The sequence below is a fragment of the Klebsiella sp. 141162 genome, assembly GCF_050600755.1.
GTDB lineage: Bacteria > Pseudomonadota > Gammaproteobacteria > Enterobacterales > Enterobacteriaceae > Klebsiella > Klebsiella aerogenes.
In genome coordinates, this window is sequence record NZ_JAQIRI010000002.1 from 318,046 (window position 1) to 338,606 (window position 20,561).

At 58.1% G+C, this 20,561-nt stretch carries 14 protein-coding genes; 8 read left to right on the top strand and 6 right to left on the bottom strand.

Features of this window, described 5'->3' with window-relative positions:
- The 4 genes from gsiC to iaaA are packed head-to-tail and all read right to left on the bottom strand — an operon-like array spanning nt 1 to nt 5,352.
- Complete coding sequence (gene gsiC, locus PGR23_RS09075; protein WP_020079290.1) at nt 1-921, bottom strand: glutathione ABC transporter permease GsiC; 921 nt, start codon at nt 919-921, stop codon at nt 1-3.
- A gap of 46 nt (nt 922-967) precedes the next feature.
- On the bottom strand, nt 968-2,509 hold the full coding sequence (gsiB, locus tag PGR23_RS09080; RefSeq protein WP_396279817.1) for a glutathione ABC transporter substrate-binding protein GsiB: 1,542 nt from the start codon (nt 2,507-2,509) through the stop codon (nt 968-970).
- Nucleotides 2,510-2,542: 33 nt separating this feature from the next.
- Nucleotides 2,543-4,396 (bottom strand): glutathione ABC transporter ATP-binding protein GsiA, encoded by a 1,854-nt coding sequence (gene gsiA / locus PGR23_RS09085; RefSeq protein ID WP_289577081.1) that lies wholly within the window; start codon nt 4,394-4,396, stop codon nt 2,543-2,545.
- A gap of 14 nt (nt 4,397-4,410) precedes the next feature.
- Entirely contained in the window at nt 4,411-5,352 is a 942-nt protein-coding gene (gene iaaA, locus PGR23_RS09090) for a beta-aspartyl-peptidase (protein ID WP_396279818.1), read from the bottom strand.
- A 179-nt stretch (nt 5,353-5,531) separates the two neighbouring features.
- Here iaaA and moeA point away from each other — a divergent pair, with 179 nt between their 5' ends.
- From moeA to PGR23_RS09120, 6 genes are all read left to right on the top strand, one after another.
- Entirely contained in the window at nt 5,532-6,767 is a 1,236-nt protein-coding gene (moeA, locus tag PGR23_RS09095; RefSeq protein WP_396279819.1) for a molybdopterin molybdotransferase MoeA, read from the top strand.
- Nucleotides 6,767-7,522 (top strand): molybdopterin-synthase adenylyltransferase MoeB, encoded by a 756-nt coding sequence (gene moeB, locus PGR23_RS09100; protein ID WP_396279820.1) that lies wholly within the window; start codon nt 6,767-6,769, stop codon nt 7,520-7,522. Before moeA ends, moeB begins: the two co-directional genes overlap by 1 nt.
- 155 nt (nt 7,523-7,677) lie before the next feature.
- Complete coding sequence (locus PGR23_RS09105; protein ID WP_396279821.1) at nt 7,678-8,577, top strand: glycyl-radical enzyme activating protein; 900 nt, start codon at nt 7,678-7,680, stop codon at nt 8,575-8,577.
- A 3-nt stretch (nt 8,578-8,580) separates the two neighbouring features.
- Nucleotides 8,581-11,013, top strand: a complete 2,433-nt coding sequence (locus PGR23_RS09110; protein ID WP_430915621.1) for a formate C-acetyltransferase/glycerol dehydratase family glycyl radical enzyme — start codon at nt 8,581-8,583, stop codon at nt 11,011-11,013.
- Between the two features lie 170 nt (nt 11,014-11,183).
- The gene (locus PGR23_RS09115) at nt 11,184-11,999 is read left to right on the top strand and encodes a Cof-type HAD-IIB family hydrolase (RefSeq protein ID WP_045395017.1); all 816 of its coding nucleotides are present in this window, start codon (nt 11,184-11,186) and stop codon (nt 11,997-11,999) included.
- Nucleotides 12,000-12,138: 139 nt separating this feature from the next.
- Entirely contained in the window at nt 12,139-13,404 is a 1,266-nt protein-coding gene (locus PGR23_RS09120; protein ID WP_396279822.1) for a DUF1479 domain-containing protein, read from the top strand.
- Here PGR23_RS09120 and PGR23_RS09125 read toward each other — a convergent pair.
- Nucleotides 13,401-14,474: a LacI family DNA-binding transcriptional regulator gene (locus PGR23_RS09125; protein WP_047049095.1), complete on the bottom strand. Its 1,074-nt coding sequence runs from the start codon at nt 14,472-14,474 to the stop codon at nt 13,401-13,403. The genes PGR23_RS09120 and PGR23_RS09125 overlap by 4 nt on opposite strands.
- Nucleotides 14,475-14,770: 296 nt before the next feature.
- On the opposite strand from PGR23_RS09125, the gene PGR23_RS09130 reads away from it, so the two are divergent.
- Both PGR23_RS09130 and PGR23_RS09135 read left to right on the top strand, forming a co-directional pair.
- A complete protein-coding gene (locus PGR23_RS09130) occupies nt 14,771-16,072 on the top strand; it encodes an MFS transporter (protein WP_045374148.1) in 1,302 nt (433 codons plus the stop codon).
- A gap of 15 nt (nt 16,073-16,087) precedes the next feature.
- Nucleotides 16,088-18,451 (top strand): glycoside hydrolase family 31 protein, encoded by a 2,364-nt coding sequence (locus PGR23_RS09135; protein ID WP_213797523.1) that lies wholly within the window; start codon nt 16,088-16,090, stop codon nt 18,449-18,451.
- 386 nt (nt 18,452-18,837) lie between these two features.
- On the opposite strand, the gene PGR23_RS09140 is transcribed toward PGR23_RS09135, so the two are convergent.
- Nucleotides 18,838-20,430: an ABC-F family ATPase gene (locus PGR23_RS09140; protein ID WP_015367567.1), complete on the bottom strand. Its 1,593-nt coding sequence runs from the start codon at nt 20,428-20,430 to the stop codon at nt 18,838-18,840.
- Between the last annotated feature and the right edge of the window lie 131 nt (nt 20,431-20,561).

A 20,561-nucleotide genomic window follows, 5' to 3' on the forward strand; every position in this document is an offset into this window, starting at 1 on the left:
TTACTTGTACCTGATAGCCGGGTTAATGGCGGCATACAGCACGTCCACCACTAAGTTGATAAGAATGAACTCCAGCGAAAATAGCAGCACCTCCGCTTGAATCACCGGGTAGTCGCGCATCTCCACGGAATCGACCAGCAGTCGCCCAAGCCCCGGCCAGTTGAAGACCTTCTCCACCACAATGGAGCCGCCGAGCAGAAAACCGAACTGCAGACCCATCATGGTCACTACCGGGATCATCGCGTTGCGCAGACCATGCTTCAACACCACCAGCGTTTCGCTCACCCCTTTAGCCCGCGCGGTACGCATGTAATCCTCATGCAGCACGTCAACGAACGACGCGCGGGTAAAGCGCGCCATCACCGATGCCACCGCGGCGCCAAGGGTCAACGATGGCAGAATATAGTGCCGCCAGCTGTCGGCGCCGACCGTCGGCAGCCAGCCCAGCTCAACGGAAAAGACCTGCATCAGCAGCATGCCGAGAGCGAACGCCGGGAAGGAGATACCGGTTACCGCCAGCGCCATCCCCAGCCGATCCGGCCAGCGATTGCGCCACACCGCCGCGGCGATGCCCGCCGCCATGCCGAACAGCACCGCCCAGCTCATGCTGGCAAGCGTCAGCCACAGCGTCGGCATGAAGCGGCTGGCGATTTCGCTGGTCACCGGGCGGCGCGAAGCCATCGAGATACCGAAATCACCCTGCAATACATTGGTGATGTAGTGCCAGAACTGCACGTGCAACGGCTGATCGAGCCCCAGCTGTTGGCGTACCATCGCCACCACCTGCGCATCGGCTTCCGGCCCGGCGATCAGCCGCGCCGGATCGCCCGGCAGCATATGCACAAACAGGAACACCAGCACGGCGACGATAAACAGCGTCGGAATGAGCCCCAGCAGGCGCTTCAGAACGTAATTCAGCATCGTCCCCTCCCATTTCGACAGAGGGAACGCGTGAGCATAAGCACTATCACTGCGTCAGATCCGCCTGCTCGAAGCTAAAACCGGTATCCGGCTGAATATAAAACCCGGTCAGGTTTTTGCTATGCGCCGACACCAGCTTTTCTACCACCAGCGGCGCCCACGGCGACTCTTTCCAGATAATGTCCTGCGCATCTTTATAGAGTTTGGTCTTCTGTTGCGCATCGGTCGTTTTCAGCGCCTCGCTCAGGTCTTTATCGACCTGCGGATTGCTGTAAAACGCGGTGTTAAACAGGGTCGGCGGCCAGTTTTGTGAGGCGAAAAGCGGCGACAGCGCCCAGTCGGCTTCGCCAGTCGACGCTGACCAGCCGGTGTAGAACATCCGCACCCCGCTCTCTTTCTGCCCCTTGCCTTCAACCTGCGCCGCACGCTGTCCGGCATCCATCGCCGTCACCTGCGCTTTAATACCCACCTGCGCCAGCTGCTGCTGGGTAAACTGCAGTACCTTCTGCGCGGTGCTGTGATTATGCGATGACCACAGCGTGGTGCTGAAGCCGTTAGGGAAACCGGCTTCTTTCAGCAACTGACGGGCTTTCGCCGGGTCGTAAGGCCATGCGGTGTAAGTCTGAGCGTAGGCAATAGAAGGCGGCACGACGCCGGTCGCCGGGGTGGCGTATCCGGCAAACGCGACCTTAACCAGCGCCTGACGGTTAATCGCATAGTTAATGGCTTCCCGCACCTTCGGATTATCGAACGGCTTCTGCGTTACGTTCATGCTGATATAGCGCTGCATAATCGACGGGCTGGCCACCAGCTCCAGCTTGCTGTTTTTCGCCAGCAGCGGCGCCTGCTCGTAAGGGATCGGGAAGGCGAACTGCGCCTCGCCGGTCTGCAGCATCGCCGCACGGGTGTTATTATCGACTACCGGGCGCCAGGTAATGGAATCCAGCTTCGGCAGCCCCGGCTGCCAGTAACCGTCAAACTTGCTGACCTTGACGAAATCGGTCTGATTCCAGGTGTCGAGCTTATACGGCCCGGTACCTACCGGGTGGAAGCCGATCTCCTTGCCATATTTTTTCAGCGCCGCTGGCGAAATCATCGCCGTCGCCGGATGGGCAAGGATATTGATAAACGCCGAGAACGGTTGTTTGAGCGTGATTTTGACCGTCGTCGGATCCACCGCCTCGGTGCTGGCGATATTCTTGTACAGGTTATAGCGTTTGAGATGGTTATCCGGATTGCTGGCGCGGTCGAGATTCGCTTTCACCGCCTCGGCGTTAAAATCGGTGCCATCCTGGAATTTCACCCCGCTGTGCAGCTTGATGGTATACACCAGCCCATCCGCCGAAACGGTATAACTTTCCGCCAGCACGTTTTGCAGCTTCATCTCTTTATCAAGGCCGAACAGGCCTTGATAAAACGACTTCGCCACCGCCTGCGATAAGGTATCGTTCGCGTCATAGGGATCGAGGGTCGTGAAGTTGGAACCGACTGCCACTACCACATCTTTCGCGGCGAAGGCCGGCGTCGCCGCCAGCGCCGAGGCGATGCCAAGCGCCAGTAGCCATTTGCGTGTAACAGGTTGAGTCATGTTGTTATGCTCCTGCAAGAGTGCGTTAGGTTGTTATCGGCTCAGTACATCGGCGGGCTCGCGGGCGACATAATGTCCCGGCGCTACCAGCTGTAACGGCGCGCTGTCGATTTCTTCTCCCGGTTTATAGATATTCCCCGGCAACTCGTCAGAGAGCAATACGCGCTGCGGTTGACGATGCGCCGGGTCGGCGACCGGCACCGCCGCCATCAGTTTACGGGTGTAAGGATGCTGCGGGTTCTCAAACACGGCGCGACGCGGGCCAATCTCCACAATCCGCCCGCGATACATCACCGCTACGCGGTGGCTGATGCGCTCCACCACCGCCATGTCATGGGAAATAAACAGAAATGCGATGCCCATTTCACGCTGTAAATCGAGCAGCAGATTAATAATCTGCGCGCGAATCGACACGTCCAGCGCCGACACCGACTCATCGGCGATCACCACTTTCGGATTGAGCGCCAGCGCACGGGCGATACAGATACGCTGCCGCTGGCCGCCGGAAAACTCATGCGGATAACGCCACGCGTGTTCCGCCTCCAGCCCCACGCGCTGCAACAGCCAGGCGACGCGTTCGCGAGCCGCGTCTCCCTCCAGCAGACCATGCACGCGCAGCGGCTCCATAATGGAATACCCGACCGTCTGCCGCGGATCGAGCGAGGCGTAAGGATCCTGAAAAATAAACTGAATATCGCGACGCAGCGTCTGCAGTTTGCCGCCGGACAGCGCATCAATACGCTGGCCGTTAAAGGTGATGCTGCCGCCCTGCGCTTCCACCAGCCGCAGCAGCGCCCGCCCGGTAGTCGATTTACCGCAGCCTGATTCGCCGACCAGCGACAGCGTTTCGCCCGGCCACAGATCGAAACTCACTTTTTCCACCGCGTGTACTTCGCGGGTGACGCGGTTGAGAATACCGCCGCGGATCGGGAAACGCGCGACCAAATCGCGCACCTGTAAAATCGGTTTGCCGGCGACCACGGTATTCTGTTCCGGCTGCTGGGTCACACCGTCGTTGAGCAGCGGGAAGCGCCGCGGTAAATCGCTGCCGCGCATTGAGCCGAGCTTCGGCACCGCCGCCAATAGCGCCCGGGTATAAGGGTGCTGCGGGGCGCGAAAAATATCGTCGACGCGCCCGCTTTCTACCGCTTCGCCGCGATACATCACCAGCACGCGATCGGCGATCTCCGCCACCACGCCCATATCGTGAGTGATAAACATCACCCCCATCGCCATCTCTTTTTGCAGCGCGGCGATAAGCTGTAGGATCTGCGCCTGAATCGTGACGTCCAGCGCGGTGGTGGGTTCATCGGCAATCAGTACCGCCGGGCGACACGATAACGCCATGGCGATCATCACCCGCTGGCGCATGCCGCCGGAAAGCTGATGCGGATAGCGTGAAAGCATCGCTGCCGCTTCCGGAATGCGCACCCGCTCGAGCATCTTTTTGGCTTCCCGCAGCGCCTCGTCACGCCGTAGCCCCTGATGGAGACGGATAGATTCGGCAATCTGTTCGCCGATGGTGAATACCGGGTTCAGCGAGGTCATCGGCTCCTGAAAAATCATCGCCACGTCCGCGCCGCGAACCTGACGCATCTGCCCCGCCGTTTGTGCATTAATATCAATCACCTGACGGTTGCGTCGACGCAGCAGTAACGCCTCGCTGCTGACCTCGCTGACCGCCTCGTCGAGCAGGCGCATCAGCGCCAGGGCGGTCACTGATTTTCCGGAACCGGACTCGCCGACGATAGCTAGCGTCTCGCCGCGGCGAAGGCTGAACGACAGGTTACGCACCGCGGAAACGCGCTGCCGCTGCTGGCTAAAGGCGACGTTAAGATCGCGTACCACCAGCACATCGTCTTCATCAATTTCATGACTTTGCGGCAAGCTCGCTTCTCCTTTTATTCGCGATAAATTCCAATCGTCGGCGTATCGCCCGCATAACACCACGCCCGGTACATACCTTCGCTATTGAAAGGCAGCACGACATTCCCCTCGCGGTCGATGGCGATAAGGCCCCCGCTGCCGCCCAGCGCCGGCAGTTTTTCCTGCACCACCCGCTCGCAGGCCTCAAACAGGCTGAGGTTGCCGTACTCCATCAACGCTGAAATGTCGTAAGCGGCGAGCGTGCGCATGAAGACTTCGCCGGTGCCGGTGCAGGAGACCGCGACGCTGGCATTATTGGCATAGCAGCCCGCGCCCGGCAGCGGGCTGTCGCCGACGCGACCGGGCAGTTTATTGGTCATTCCGCCGGTGGAGGTCGCTGCCGCCAGATTACCGGCCAGGTCCAGCGCCACCGCGCCAACGGTCCCCATTTTGTGGCGTTCGTCAAGCGGCGCGACATGGTGGTCGAGAATAATCTCGCCGCCCTCTTTCGCCTGCTGCAACTGCAGAAGCCGCTCGGTGGTAGAAAATAACTCGTTTTCAACCAGCGCCATCCCGCGCGAGGCGGCAAACTTTTCCGCCCCTTCGCCGATAAGCAGCACGTGCGGACTTTCTTCCAGCACCATACGCGCCGCCAGCACCGGGTTACGCAGATGCTTTACGCCCGCGACCGCGCCGGCCTGCAGGCTATAGCCATCCATCACGCAGGCATCCAGTTCGTGCGTTTGATCGTGGGTAAACACGGAACCTATTCCAGCGTTAAATAGCGGGCACTCTTCCAGCAGACGTACCGCTTCGGTCACCGCATCCAGTGCGCTGGCGCCTGCTGCCAGCATTTTTTGTCCGCTATCGACGATGGCCGACAGCGCGGCTACATACTCGCGTTCGCGCTCCGGCGACATCTGCGCTCGGCTAATTGCGCCGGCGCCGCCGTGGATTGCTATTACCGCCTTACCCATTCGATCTTTCCTTTGCCATAAACTCTATAGATATCATTATACTGACTAACCTTTTATACATTTTTTGAATATAGAAAGAGCATCCGGTGATGTAAAGCCTCGTACCGCAGTGGCATACAGTCGCCGGCGCTTTTCTGCCATAATAGGCGTTTTCGACGTTTTGCCAGCAGGAGTAACCCATGGATTTTACCGCCGGACTGATGCCGCTCGACACAGCCCTGACTCAGATGCTCGACCGTATTTCGCCGCTGCAGGCCACGGAGACCCTGCCGCTGCTGCAGGCCTTTTCGCGCGTGACCGCCCATGATGTCGTTTCGCCGCTGGACGTACCCGGTTTTGATAATTCGGCGATGGACGGCTATGTCGTGCGCCTGGCCGATGTCGCCGACGGCGCGGCGCTGCCGGTTGCCGGTAAGGCCTTTGCCGGCCAACCGTTCCACGATACCTGGCCGGCGGGCACCTGTATCCGCATCATGACCGGCGCGCCGGTGCCTGAAGGCTGCGACGCCGTGGTTATGCAGGAAGAAACGGAACAAAGCGATGCGGGCGTGCGCTTCATCGCGCCGGTGAAAGCCGGGCAAAATATACGCCGTCGCGGCGAAGATATCGCCAACGGCGCGGTAGTATTCCCGGCAGGGACTCGTCTTACCGTTGCGGAACTGCCGGTGCTGGCGTCGCTGGGCATAGCTGAAGTTGAGGTGCTGCGTAAAGTGCGCGTCGCGGTCTTCTCGACCGGCGATGAGCTCCAGCTGCCAGGCCAACCGCTCGGCGACGGCCAGATCTATGATACCAACCGCCTGGCGGTACATTTGATGCTCGAACAGCTGGGCTGCGAGGTGATCAACCTCGGTATTATTCCTGACGATCCGGCGAAGCTGCGCGACGCCTTTATCGCCGCCGACCAGCAGGCAGATGTAGTGATCAGTTCCGGCGGCGTCTCCGTGGGCGAAGCCGATTACACCAAAACCATCCTCGAAGAACTGGGCGAGATTGGCTTCTGGAAGCTGGCGATTAAGCCGGGTAAACCGTTCGCCTTCGGCAAGCTCAGCAACAGCTGGTTCTGCGGCCTGCCGGGCAACCCGGTTTCCGCCACCTTAACCTTCTATCAACTGGTTCAGCCGCTGCTGGCCAAGCTCTCCGGCAATCGCGGCCAAACCCAGCCGATGCGTCTGCGCGTGCGCGCCGCCAGCCGGTTGAAAAAATCGCCGGGCCGCCTCGACTTCCAGCGCGGCGTGCTGCAGCGCAATCCGGAAGGCGAACTGGTGGTGAGCACCACCGGGCATCAGGGTTCGCACATTTTCAGCTCATTCAGCCTCGGTAACTGCTTTATCGTACTGGAGCGCGAACGCGGCAACGTCGAAGCGGGCGAATGGGTCGAAGTCGAGCCCTTTAATCATCTGTTTGGGGGGCTGTAATGGCCGTTGAGCTGAGCGACGAGGAGATGCTGCGCTATAACCGGCAGATCGTGCTGCGGGGGTTTGATTTCGACGGTCAGGAGCGCTTAAAAGCCGCTCGCGTACTGGTCGTCGGCCTCGGCGGGCTCGGCTGCGCCGCCGCTCAATACCTGGCGGCAGCTGGGGTGGGTCAGCTCACCCTGCTGGATTTCGATACCGTTTCATTATCCAATCTACAACGCCAGACGCTGCACAGCGACGCGACCATCGGCCAGCCGAAGGTCGATTCCGCCCGCGATGCGCTGGCGCGCATTAACCCGCACGTTCGGCTGGTCGCCATCAATGCAATGCTGGATGACGCGGCGCTGGCAACGCAGATTGCCGATCACCATCTGGTACTGGACTGTACCGACAACGTTGCTATTCGCAACCAGCTTAACGCCGGCTGCTTCCAGCACAAAACCCCACTGGTCTCCGGCGCGGCGATTCGTATGGAAGGGCAAATCAGCGTCTTTACCTATCAGGACGGCGAGCCATGCTATCGCTGCCTGAGCCGCCTGTTCGGCGAAAACGCCCTCACCTGCGTCGAAGCCGGGGTGATGGCGCCGCTGGTCGGCACTATCGGTTCGCTGCAGGCCATGGAGGCGATTAAACTGTTGACCGGTTACGGCACCCCCGCCAGGGGAAAAATCGTGATGTATGACGCGATGACCTGCCAGTTTCGCGAAATGAAGCTGATGCGCCACCCCCAATGCGAGGTGTGTGGTTCACGCTAATTCCAGCCGCCGGCGAGGCAGGTCGCCGGTTATTTTGTGAACCACGCCGTTCTTTTTCTCCCCATCTCTACTACCCACTCTGATTGTTGATTTGCGTCAATATAACTTTCATTCGAAAGTTATTTAATCTTCATATGCAAATAAGAGGGTAAATCATGATCTTCAACATCCAGCGCTACTCCACCCATGACGGCCCGGGGATCCGTACCGTCGTATTCCTTAAAGGCTGTTCGCTGGGCTGCCGTTGGTGTCAGAACCCGGAAAGCCGCGCCCGCAGCGAAGACCTGCTGTACGACGCGCGGCTGTGTCTTGACGGCTGCGAGCTGTGTCAGCAGGCGGCGCCGGAGGTGATTACCCGTACTCTGGACGGCCTGATTATCCATCGGCAAAACGTCAACGACGACCATATCGCCGCGCTACGCGACTGCTGCCCTACTACCGCGCTGACGGTCTGCGGCGAGGAAAAAAGCGTGACGGAAATTATGGCGACGGTGCTGCGCGATAAACCGTTTTACGATCGCAGCGGTGGCGGCATCACCCTTTCCGGCGGCGAGCCCTTTATGAACCCGACGCTGGCGCAGGCGCTGTTCGAAGCCAGCCATCAGGCGGGCATTCACACCGCCGTGGAAACCTGCCTGCACGTACCGTGGAAGTACATTGAACCCTCTTTACCGTTTGTCGATCTGTTTCTGGCCGACCTGAAGCACGTCGATGACGCCGTCTTCCAGCAGTGGACCGACGGCAGCGCCCGCCGGGTGCTGGATAACCTGCAGCGCCTGGCGCAGGCAGGGAAAAAAATCATCATTCGCGTCCCATTAATTCAGGGATTTAACGCCAGCGAAGCCGACATTACCGCGATTACCGATTTTGCCGCCGACCGTCTTCAGGTCAGCGAAATCCATTTCCTGCCGTACCACACGCTGGGAATGAATAAATACCAACTACTCAGTCAGCCCTATACCGCACCGGACAAACCGCTGGCCGCTCCAGAGCTGCTGGCCTTTGCGCAGCAGTACGCGCAAAGCAAAGGTTTAACGGCGACCCTACGAGGATAACTTATGACCACCTTAAAACTGGATACTCTGAGCGCCCGCATTCAGGCGCATAAAATGGCGCTGGTGCATATCGTTAAGCCGCTGGTTTGTACCGAGCGCGCCCAACACTATACCGCCGCCTATCAGCAACATCTCGATAAACCGATCCCGGTACGTCGCGCGCTGGCGCTGGCCCATCACCTGGCGGAACGCACTATCTGGATCAAGCACGATGAGCTGATCGTCGGCAACCAGGCCAGCGAAGTTCGCGCCGCGCCGATTTTCCCGGAATATACCGTCAGCTGGATTGAGAAAGAGATCGACGATCTCGCCGACCGTCCGGGCGCCGGCTTCTCGGTCAGCGAAGAGAATAAGCGCGTATTACATGAAGTCTGCCCATGGTGGCGCGGGCAGACCGTTCAGGACCGCTGCTACGGCATGTTTACCGATGAACAAAAAGCGCTGCTCGCTACCGGCATTATCAAAGCCGAAGGCAACATGACTTCCGGCGACGCCCACCTGGCGGTCAACTATCCGCTGCTGCTGGAAAAAGGGCTCGACGGCATGCGCGCGAAGGTCGCTGAGCGCCGCTCGCGTATTAATCTGACGGTGCTGGAAGATCTGCACGGCGAACAGTTCCTGAAGGCGATCGATATCGTGCTCGCGGCAGTGAGCGAACACTGCAAACGCTTCGCTACGCTGGCGCGCGACATGGCGGCGCAGGAGCCGCGTGAATTGCGCCGCGACGAGCTGCTGGCGATCGCCGAAAACTGTGAAATTATCGCCCACGAGCCGCCGAAAACCTTCTGGCAGGCGCTGCAGCTCTGCTACTTCATTCAGTTGATCCTGCAGATTGAATCCAACGGCCACTCGGTCTCTTTTGGCCGCATGGACCAGTACCTCTATCCATACTACCGCCGCGACGTTGAACTGCAGCAATCGTTGGATCGCGAACAGGCCATTGAGCTGCTGCATTGCTGCTGGCTGAAGCTGCTGGAGGTCAACAAAATTCGCTCCGGATCGCATTCCAAAGCTTCTGCCGGTAGCCCGCTGTACCAGAACGTCACCATCGGCGGGCAAAATCTGGTCGACGGTCAACCGCAGGACGCCGTCAACCCGCTGTCGTATGCGATCCTCGAATCCTGCGGCCGCCTGCGCTCGACCCAGCCGAACCTCAGCGTGCGTTACCACGCCGGGATGAGCAACGACTTCCTCGACGCCTGCGTGCAGGTGATCCGCTGCGGTTTCGGCATGCCGGCGTTTAATAACGATGAAATCGTCATCCCGGAATTTATCAAGCTCGGCATTGAGCCGCAGGACGCCTACGATTACGCCGCTATCGGCTGTATCGAAACCGCGGTCGGCGGCAAATGGGGCTATCGCTGCACCGGCATGAGCTTTATTAACTTCGCGCGGGTGATGCTGGCGACGCTGGAAGGCGGCCGCGATGCCACCAGCGGCCAGGTGTTCCTTGCCCAGCAACATGCGCTATCGAAAGGTAACTTCGCTAACTTCGACCAGGTGCTGGAAGACTGGGATACTCAGATCCGCTACTACACCCGTAAATCCATCGAGATTGAGTACGTTGTCGATACCATGCTGGAAGAGAACGTCCACGATATTCTCTGCTCGGCGCTGGTCGATGACTGCATCGAACGGGCGAAAAGCATCAAGCAAGGCGGCGCGAAGTATGACTGGGTTTCCGGTCTGCAGGTCGGGATTGCCAACCTCGGCAACAGCCTGGCGGCGGTGAAAAAACTGGTCTTCGATCAGGGCGTCATCGGCCAGCAGGAGCTGGCGAAGGCGCTGGCGGAAGATTTTGCCGGCCTGACCCATGAGCAGTTACGTCAGCGCTTGATCAACGGCGCGCCGAAGTACGGTAACGATGACGACAGCGTCGACATTCTGCTGGCCCGCGCCTATCAGACCTATATCGACGAGCTGAAGCAGTACCATAACCCGCGTTACGGCCGCGGCCCGATTGGCGGTAACTATTACGCCGGTACGTCGTCTATCTCCGCTAACGTCCCGTTCGGCGCGCAGACCATGGCGACGCCGGATGGCCGTAAAGCGCACGCGCCGCTAGCGGAAGGGGCCAGCCCGGCCTCCGGTACCGATCACCTGGGGCCAACGGCGGTTATCAGTTCGGTAGGTAAATTGCCGACCGGCGCGATCCTCGGCGGCGTGCTGCTCAACCAGAAGCTGAATCCTTCCACGCTGGAGAACGAGTCTGATAAGCAAAAGCTGATGGTGCTGCTGCGCACCTTCTTCGAGGTGCATAAAGGCTGGCATATCCAGTACAACATCGTGTCACGCGAAACGCTGCTGGAAGCCAAGAAACACCCTGACCAGTACCGCGATTTAGTGGTCCGCGTCGCCGGATACTCGGCGTTCTTCACCGCCCTGTCGCCGGATACCCAGGACGACATCATCGCCCGTACCGAGCATACGCTGTAAGGAAAATACCCGGCCGGCGCTGCGCTGAGCCGGGTTACTGCTTCCATGCCCGGTAGCTACGCTGACGGGCATGCTGATGAATAGGTAACTTTCATTCGAAATAAATTTGTGCTCCCCATCACATTGTAATTAGAATGTTACTGGTCGAAGTTAAGCCAGGAGCACCTCTTATGACCGTTAAAGTTATCGTCACCGATATGGACGGAACTTTTCTCAATGACGCCAAGCAGTATGACCGCCCGCGTTTCCTCGCGCAGTTTGCGCAGCTTAAACAGCAAGGTATTGAATTTGTTGTCGCCAGCGGCAACCAGTACTATCAGCTGATCTCATTTTTCCCGGAAATTCGCGAGCAGATTTCATTCGTCGCAGAAAACGGCGCTCTGGTTTACGAGCATGGCAAACAGTTGTTCCACGGCGAACTGACCCGTCACGAGTCGCAGGTGGTGATTGGCGAACTGCTGAAAGATCCGCAGCTCAACTTTGTCGCCTGCGGCCTGCAAAGCGCATACGTGAGCGATAAAGCCCCGGACGCTTTTGTTGAGCTGATGTCGAAGCACTACCATCGTCTGCAGCGGGTAAGCGATTACCATCGCATCGACGATACGCTATTCAAATTCTCCCTCAACCTGCCTGATAGCGATATCCCGCAGCTTATCGATAAATTGCACGTCTCGCTGGATGGGATCATGAAGCCGGTCACCAGCGGCTTTGGCTTTGTCGATTTGATTATCCCCGGCCTGCATAAAGCCAACGGCATCAGCCGTCTGCTCAAACGCTGGAACCTTTCGCCGCAGCAATGCGTAGCAATTGGCGACAGCGGCAATGACGCCGAAATGTTAAAACTGGTGAAATATGCTTTTGCTATGGCCAACGCTGCCGACAGCATCAAAGCCATCGCCGGTTTCACCACCGATGACAATAACCACGACGGCGCGTTGAAGGTGATTCAGGCCGTTCTCGATAAGACCTCCCCTTTCAACGACTGATCCTGTGCCGGGGTATCCGCCCCGGCTTTTCCATTTTGTGCGCCGCTGCATAATTTTAAACTTGCATTAACTCTAATTTAACTTAAATTAACGTTTGTAAGACTTAATACTTTCGAATGAAAGATACAGCGAGGTGATTATGGCTGCTCTCCCTACCCACGAAACATTACCTGCCGACCATAAAGCGGCGATTCGCCAGATGAAACAGGCCCTACGCGCGCAAATCGGCGATGTTCAGTCAGTGTTCGATAAACTCTCGGCGCGTATCAGCGAGCGTCTGGACGAGATTAACGCCCTGAAAGCCGCAGGCCAGGAGGTCTGGCCGACGATCCCGTTTAGCGATATCGCCCAGGGGAAAGTGAGCGATGCGCAGCGTGAGGCGATTAAGCGCCGCGGTTGCGCGGTTATCAAAGGCCACTACCCGCGCGAACAGGCGCTGGCCTGGGATAACGCGATGCTGGAATACCTGGATCTGAACCATTTCGACGACGTTTACAAAGGGCCTGGCGACAGCTTCTTCGGCTCGCTGGAGGCTTCGCGCCCGGAGATCTATCCGATCTACTGGTCGCCCTCGCAAATGCAGGCGCGCCAGAGCGATGAAATGGCGGCGGTACAATCCTTCCTTAACCGCCTGTGGCGCTTCGAACAGGACGGCAAACGCTGGTTCGATCCGGATGTCAGCGTGATTTACCCTGACCGCATCCGCCGCCGCCCGCCGGGAACCACGTCAAAGGGGCTGGGCGCGCATACCGATTCCGGGGCGCTCGAGCGCTGGCTGCTTCCCGCCTATCAGCAGGTTTTCGCCAACGTCTTTAATGGCAATATCGACGCCTACGATCCGTGGGACGCGGCGCACCGTACCGAAGTTGAAGAGTACACCGTCGATAACACCACCAAATGTTCGGTGTTCCGCACCTTCCAGGGCTGGACGGCGCTGTCGGACATGATCCCCGGTCAAGGGCTACTGCACGTGGTGCCGATCCCGGAGGCGATGGCTTACGTACTGCTGCGTCCGCTGCTGGATGATGTGCCGGAAGATGAACTGTGCGGCGTCGCGCCGGGCAAGGTGTTGCCTATCTCTGAGCAATGGCATCCATTGCTCATCAAAGCGCTAAGCTCAATTCCCGCGCTGAATGCCGGTGATTCTGTCTGGTGGCACTGCGATGTCATTCACTCGGTCGCGCCGGTGGAAAATCAACAGGGCTGGGGCAACGTCATGTACATCCCGGCCGCGCCGATGTGCGAAAAAAACCTCGCCTATGCGCAGAAGGTAAAAATCGCGCTGGAAAAAGGCGCCTCGCCGGGGGATTTCCCGCGTGAAGATTACGAATGCGACTGGCAGGCGCGCTTCACCGTGGCCGATCTTAACGATCACGGCAAACGCGCATTGGGCATGAAGATCTAATCATCATACAGACCTTGCTGTTCTACGGCGGTATGGCTCTTGCCAGGCCGGATCCGCCGCACCGAATCGCGTACCACCAGGGCGCCGTGCAGCAGCAGCGAGCCGTGCGGCGCTTCCGGGCGTAGCAGACGCTGCTGCAAAAGATGCACCGCCTCGCTGCCGAGCTCATCCCGCGGCACATGAATCGCCGTTAGCGGCACGTCCTGAATCGCCGCCAGATTAAAACCGTCGATACTCATCACCGAGACATCCTGCGGCACCCGCAGGCCTCGTTTTTGCAGCGCGCTGACGGTACCGGCGGCCATAAAATCGCCGCCCACCAGGAACGCCGTCGGTATCGGGCGCCCCTGTAAAGCGTCGAGCCAGGCCCCGACCTGCTCTTCCGTTTCTCGGGCGCTAAAGTTGGCGACGCTAATCAGGTCGCGGCTACCGGTAAACCGCAGGTTGCGCGCGCGCCATGCCTCTTTAATACCCACCAGCCGTAGCTCCATGGTATAGCGGCGCAGGCACATCACGTTCATTACCGCCTGATGGCCCATATCAAACAGATAACGAGCGGCGCACTGGCCAATCAGCCGATGGTCAGGCGCAATGGAGGGGAGACGCATCCCTTCATCCCGGCAGTTAATTAATACACAAGGTTTGCCAAGATCCGCCGCCAGCGCGTGGATATGCCGATCGTCGATCCCCAGTAATACCGCCGCCTGGGTATCGGTCTCGTTCATGCGGGCCAGAAACAGATTGGCGTCGCTGTCGTTTTCTTCCAGCGCGCAATAGCGCAGACGCACTTCATGCGGCGCCAGCGCGTTATTGATACTCTGGATGACGCGGTAGTAGAAGATATCTGAGCGTTCGTCGAAGGCCCGCTGCGGCGCAAAAATCAGCAGGTTATTCAACAGTAGCCGCCCGGCGGCCAATCCCTGCATCACCCCCAGCTCGCGGGCGCAGGCCAATACCGCCTGACGGGCCTTTTCGCTGGTATTCGCTTTTCCGGCTAAGACGCGCGAAACCGTACTGGCTGACAGCCCGGTGCGGGCGGCAATTTCGGCGACTCGCAGCTTTTTATCCATTCTGTGATCCAGCTCCAATTCAAAAATGAAAGAATTTTCATAGTCGCCAAACCCTGACCAACAAGCAAATACTCCGGCAAATTATGAGAACTACGTCATCTCATGAAAAATTTTGCATAAATAGCGCTACTGCCCGCCGCCTTTCTCCCTTATTTTGAATTGGTCCAATATCTTCCATACTAGTTATACCAATAGATATTGAAATAAAAACTAATAATTCAAATGGTTAGAACTATTACGTGACGACTCAGCGGCTGAAGCGTCACTTCCCCCTACAACGTCTTGTGGAGAGTTCTATGAGTCAAGGCCTCAACAATGATATGGCAGTCAGCAAAACGCGTCGGGTGGTGAAAAACCTGCGCTGGTGGGTGCTGGTGCTGTTTTTACTTGGCGTCACCGTCAACTACATCACACGCAACTCGCTGGGGATTATTGCCCCGGAACTGAAAGCCACTCTCGGTATTACCACCGAGCAATATTCGTGGATCGTCGGCGCATTTCAGCTGGCTTATACCATCTTTCAACCGCTGTGCGGCTGGCTTATCGACGTCATCGGGCTCAAGCTGGGCTTTATGGTTTGCGCCACATTGTGGGCAGTAGCCTGTATCGCGCACGCCGGAGCAGGCAGCTGGCTGCATCTGGCTATTTTACGCTTCTTTATGGGCGGCGCGGAGGCGGCCGCCACCCCGGCTAACGCTAAAACCATCGGCGAGTGGTTCCCGAAATCCGAACGGCCGATCGCCGCCGGCTGGGCTGGCGTCGGCTTCTCTATCGGCGCAATGCTGGCGCCGCCTATCATCTACTTCGCCCACGCTTCCTTCGGCTGGCAGGGCGCGTTTATGTTTACCGGCGTGCTGGCGCTGCTGTGGGTCGTGCTGTGGTGGGCGTTCTACCAGAGCCCGGAAAAACACCCGAATCTCAGCCAAAGCGAGCTGGAGTACATCAAGCAGGACAACGAAGCGCCGCCGGTGAAGCTGCCCTTTTTTACCGCGCTAAAAACCGTCTCGAAGAACAAACGTTTCTACGGTATCGCCATCCCCGCTTTTATGGCCGAGCCCGCCTGGGCGGTGCTGAGCTTCTGGGTGCCGCTGTACCTGGCGAAAGAGCACGGTATGGATCTTAAGCAGATAGCGATGTTCGCCTGGCTGCCGTTCCTCGCCGCCGATCTTGGCAGCGTGGTCAGCGGCTACCTCACCCGCCTGTACGTCCGTTGGTTCGGCTGTACGCGAGTCAACTCGGTCATCGCCAGTTCCGTTACCGGCGCGTTTCTGATGATCTCGCTGGCGCTGGTCGCTATTACCCGCGATCCCTATATCACCATCATCCTGATCTCCATTGGCGGTTTCGGCCACCAGATCATCTCCTGCATGCTCAGCGCGCTGGTGGTGGAGTCTTTCGACAAGGGACAAATGGCGACGGTCAACGGTATGCGCGGTTCCGCGGCATGGATCGCCAGCTTCCTGTTCTCATTATTAATCGGGGTGACCGCCGACAAAATCGGCTTCAACCCGCTGTTTATCGCCATGGGGTTCTTTGACCTGATTGGCGCCGTTTTCCTGGTGGCATTTATTGCTGAACGTCGCGCCAAGCGCGCCTGAGAGTGGATGTAAAATATGAAGACGTTGAAACACTGGAGTTTGCACCAACAGCTGGAGCATCACGTTGAATTGACCGTTGATGGTCAGCACACTTTGTGTCTGTACGTGCTGGAAGAGAATTTATTCCGCGTCCTGCTGAAGCGCCAGGGCCAACTGGCGCTGGATCGCACCTGGAGTATCGCCCCGCAGCAGGATGTGCCGTGGGAAGGCCGCGCGCGGGATGACCTCAGCGGTTTTAGCCTCCCGGCCTGGCAGATGACCAAAGAAGATGACGCGCTGACCATCGCCACCAGCCACCTGCGCGTCACCGTCCACCAGCCGCTTTGGCTGGAGTGGAGCTATCGCGACGACGCCGGCGAGTGGCAGACGCTCGCCAATGACCGCCCAACCAGCGCCTATCTGGCAAATGCCCACGGGGATGGCGTCGCCCATTATCTCAGCCGTCGTAAAGATGAGCGTTTCTATGGTCTGGGTGAAAAGGCCGGCGACCTGCAGCGTAACGGTAAGCGCTACGAAATGCGTAACCTCGATGCCATGGGCTACAACGCCGTCAGCACAGACCCGCTGTATAAACATATTCCGTTTACCATCACGCAGCGCAGCGATATCAGCTATGGCCTGTTTTATGACAACCTGAGCAGCTGCTGGCTGGATCTGGGTAATGAAATCGACAACTACCACACCGCCTATCGCCGCTGGCAGGCGGAAGCCGGCGACATCGATTATTACCTGTTTACCGGTAAGCAGGTGCTGGATGTGACCAAGGCGTTCGTCCGTCTGACCGGTAAAACCCTCTTTGGGCCAAAATGGAGCCTCGGCTACAGCGGTTCGACGATGCACTATACTGACGCGCCGGATGCGCAAAATCAGCTGATGAGTTTTATCCGCCTGTGCGAGCAGCATGCGATCCCCTGTGATTCGTTCCAGCTCTCTTCCGGCTATACCTCAATCAACGGCAAGCGCTACGTCTTTAACTGGAACTACGACAAGGTGCCGCAGCCAAAAGTGATGAGCCAGTCGTTCCACGATGCCGGGCTGAAACTGGCTGCCAATATCAAACCGTGCCTGCTGCAGGATCACCCGCGCTATGGCGAAGTGGCGGAACGCGGCCTGTTTATTCGCGATTCGCAAACCGATACGCCGGAGCGCTCCAGCTTCTGGGACGATGAAGGTTCGCATCTCGACTTCACCAACCCGCACACCGTGGCCTGGTGGCAGGAAGGCGTAACCACCCAGCTACTGGAGATGGGTATCGATTCGACCTGGAACGATAACAACGAATATGAGGTATGGGACGGCGAAGCCCGCTGCTACGGCTTTGGCCGCGAAATCGCCATTAAGCATATTCGTCCGGTGATGCCGCTATTGATGATGCGCGCCTCGCTGGAAGCGCAGCAGCGCTTTGCGCCGCAAAAGCGCCCGTATCTGATCTCCCGCTCCGGCTGCGCCGGGATGCAGCGCTACGTACAGACCTGGAGCGGCGACAACCGCACCAACTGGGATACGCTGCGCTATAACACCCGAATGGGATTAGGGATGAGTCTCTCCGGGTTGTTTAACGTCGGCCATGACGTCGGCGGTTTCTCCGGCGATAAACCCGAGCCAGAACTGTTCGTTCGCTGGGTGCAAAACGGCGTGATGCATCCGCGCTTTACCATTCACTCGTGGAATGACGACCAGACGGTCAATGAACCCTGGATGTATCCGGAAATCACCCCGGCGATCCGCTCAGCCATCGAGCTGCGCTACCGTCTACTGCCCTATTTGTACACCCTGTTATGGCAGGCGCATGCCGATGACGAACCCATGCTGCGCCCGACCTTCCTCGATCACCAGCACGATACCCAGACCTTCGCCGAGTGTGATGACTTCATGCTGGGGCGCGATCTGCTGGTAGCAAGCGTGGTCGAGCCCGGCGCCCGTCAGCGCCAGCTGTGGCTGCCCGATAATCAGGACGGCTGGTACGATTTTTACAGCCACCAGTGGTTTGCCGGCGGTCAGTGGGTAACGCTGGACGCGCCGCTGGAAAAACTGCCGCTGCTGGTACGCGCCGGCGCCGGTCTGCCGCTCAGTGAACGTATCAGCCACGTCGATGCGCAAAAAGACGATCGTCGCGAACTGCAGTTGTTCCCGCTGAAAGGTACCGGCTCAACCCGCGGTCTGTTGTTTGAAGACGACGGCGAAAGCTGGGGCTATAAAGAAGGTGATGCGCTATGGCTGGAGTGGGAAATGACCTGCAGCGCCAACAGCATAAACCTGAATATCAATGCTCGCGGCAACTATCGCCCGGCTTGGAAAGCGCTGAAGCTGTCATTACCGGCGGGAGAAAAACGGCAACTGCTGGTGAATGGCGTCGAAGGAACGGAGTGGATGCTCTGACCAAGGCCCGCTGAAACCGCCGGTATTGGTGGTCTCAAAATCCCCGGTGGCGCTACCGCTTACCGGGGCTACAACACTGTGCGGTTTGGTCGCCCCGGTAACGGACAGTTTCAGAAGCCATGGGTAAAAGGTAGAGACCTTAAGCTCACAATGGCACGGACCGTAGGCCGGATAAGGCGCAGCCGCCATCCGGCGCAAACAACACTGTGCGGTTTGGTAGCCCCGGTAACGGACAGTTTCAGAAGCCATGGGTACAAGATAGAGACCTTAAGCTTACAATGGCACGGACCGTAGGCCGGATAAGGCGTTAGCCGCCACCCGACAAAAAAACGGTACCTCGGATTATCCGGGTAAGGCGCAGCCGCTACCCGGGTAACGGAGAGGGATTACTCGATACCTTTACTGCGCAGGTAATCTTCGTAGTTGCCGCTGAAATCGATTACGCGTTCCGGAGTGATCTCCAGTACGCGAGTCGCCAGAGAACTCACGAACTCACGGTCGTGAGAAACGAAAATCAGGGTGCCCTGATACATCTCCAGCGCCATGTTCAGCGATTCGATCGATTCCATATCCAGGTGGTTAGTCGGTTCATCCATCACCAGGATGTTCGGTTTCTGCATCATCAGCTTACCGAACAGCATGCGACCTTTCTCGCCACCGGAGAGGACTTTCGCCGGCTTTTTGATATCGTCCTGGCTAAACAACAGACGACCAAGGATACTGCGTACCGCCTGCTCGTCATCGCCTTCCTGTTTCCACTGGCTCATCCAGTCAAAGACCGTCAGGTCATTCTCGAAATCTTCGGCATGATCCTGCGCGTAGTAGCCGATACGGGCGTTTTCCGACCACTTAACGGTACCGTTGTCCGCTTCCAGTTCGCCAACCAGCGTTTTCAGCATCGTTGATTTACCGACGCCGTTGGTCCCCAGTACCGCCAGCTTTTCGCCGACTTCCAGCAGCAGATTAACCCCTTTGAACAGCGGGCCGTTATCAAAACCTTTCGCCAGCGCTTCCACTTCCAGCGCGTTACGGAACAGTTTCTTATCCTGTTCGAAGCGAATGAACGGGTTCTGACGGCTGGAGGCTTTCACTTCATCCAGTTTAATTTTATCAATCTGACGAGCGCGAGAGGTCGCCTGACGCGATTTTGAAGCGTTGGCGCTAAAGCGGCTAACAAAGGCCTGCAGGTCGGCAATTTGCGCTTTCTTCTTGGCGTTATCGGCCAGCAGACGCTCACGCGCCTGGGTCGCCGCAGTCATATATTCGTCATAGTTGCCCGGATACACGCGCAGTTCGCCGTAATCGAGATCCGCCATATGGGTGCAGACCATGTTCAGGAAGTGACGGTCGTGCGAAATGATGATCATGGTGCTGTCACGTTCGTTCAGCACCTGCTCCAGCCAGCGAATAGTATCGATGTCGAGGTTGTTCGTCGGTTCATCGAGCAGCAGGATATCCGGATTGGAAAACAGCGCCTGCGCCAGCAGGACACGCAATTTCCAGCCCGGCGCGACTTCGCTCATCGGGCCGTAATGTTGCTCCACCGGAATACCGACGCCGAGCAGCAGTTCGCCGGCGCGCGCTTCGGCGGAGTAACCGTCCATCTCGCCGTATTTTACTTCCAGGTCGGCCACTTTATAGCCGTCTTCCTCGCTCATTTCCGGCAGCGCGTAGATGCGATCGCGCTCTTGCTTCACTTCCCACAGCTCGCCGTGGCCCATGATAACCGTATCCAGCACGGTGAACTCTTCGAAGGCGAACTGATCCTGGCGCAGCTTACCGATGCGCTCGTTCGGGTCGAGAGACACGTTGCCCAGCGTCGGCTCAAGATCGCCGCCGAGGATCTTCATAAACGTGGATTTGCCGCTGCCGTTGGCGCCAATCAGGCCGTAGCGGTTGCCGCCGCCAAATTTGACGGAGATGTTTTCAAACAGCGGCTTACTGCCAAACTGCATGGTGACGTTGCTGGATACTAGCACGAGGATATCCTGAAAATAGAGAATTAGGGATGTGATGAACCAGACATTATGCCAGCAAATGGTTCACTTTTCACGGACTGCGGTAAAAAGCCCGCCAATAACTATGCTATGGTCAGGGTTTTACCGCAAAA

What these genes read in the sequence shown, in the direction of transcription:
- gsiC (WP_020079290.1), bottom strand. Translation starts at nt 921, where the DNA reads ATGCTGAATTACGTTCTGAAGCGCCTGCTGGGGCTCATTCCGACGCTG.
- gsiB (WP_396279817.1), bottom strand. Translation starts at nt 2,509, where the DNA reads ATGACTCAACCTGTTACACGCAAATGGCTACTGGCGCTTGGCATCGCC.
- iaaA (WP_396279818.1), bottom strand. Translation starts at nt 5,352, where the DNA reads ATGGGTAAGGCGGTAATAGCAATCCACGGCGGCGCCGGCGCAATTAGC.
- moeA (WP_396279819.1), top strand. Translation starts at nt 5,532, where the DNA reads ATGGATTTTACCGCCGGACTGATGCCGCTCGACACAGCCCTGACTCAG.
- moeB (WP_396279820.1), top strand. Translation starts at nt 6,767, where the DNA reads ATGGCCGTTGAGCTGAGCGACGAGGAGATGCTGCGCTATAACCGGCAG.
- PGR23_RS09105 (WP_396279821.1), top strand. Translation starts at nt 7,678, where the DNA reads ATGATCTTCAACATCCAGCGCTACTCCACCCATGACGGCCCGGGGATC.
- PGR23_RS09110 (WP_430915621.1), top strand. Translation starts at nt 8,581, where the DNA reads ATGACCACCTTAAAACTGGATACTCTGAGCGCCCGCATTCAGGCGCAT.
- PGR23_RS09115 (WP_045395017.1), top strand. Translation starts at nt 11,184, where the DNA reads ATGACCGTTAAAGTTATCGTCACCGATATGGACGGAACTTTTCTCAAT.
- PGR23_RS09120 (WP_396279822.1), top strand. Translation starts at nt 12,139, where the DNA reads ATGGCTGCTCTCCCTACCCACGAAACATTACCTGCCGACCATAAAGCG.
- PGR23_RS09125 (WP_047049095.1), bottom strand. Translation starts at nt 14,474, where the DNA reads ATGGATAAAAAGCTGCGAGTCGCCGAAATTGCCGCCCGCACCGGGCTG.
- PGR23_RS09130 (WP_045374148.1), top strand. Translation starts at nt 14,771, where the DNA reads ATGAGTCAAGGCCTCAACAATGATATGGCAGTCAGCAAAACGCGTCGG.
- PGR23_RS09135 (WP_213797523.1), top strand. Translation starts at nt 16,088, where the DNA reads ATGAAGACGTTGAAACACTGGAGTTTGCACCAACAGCTGGAGCATCAC.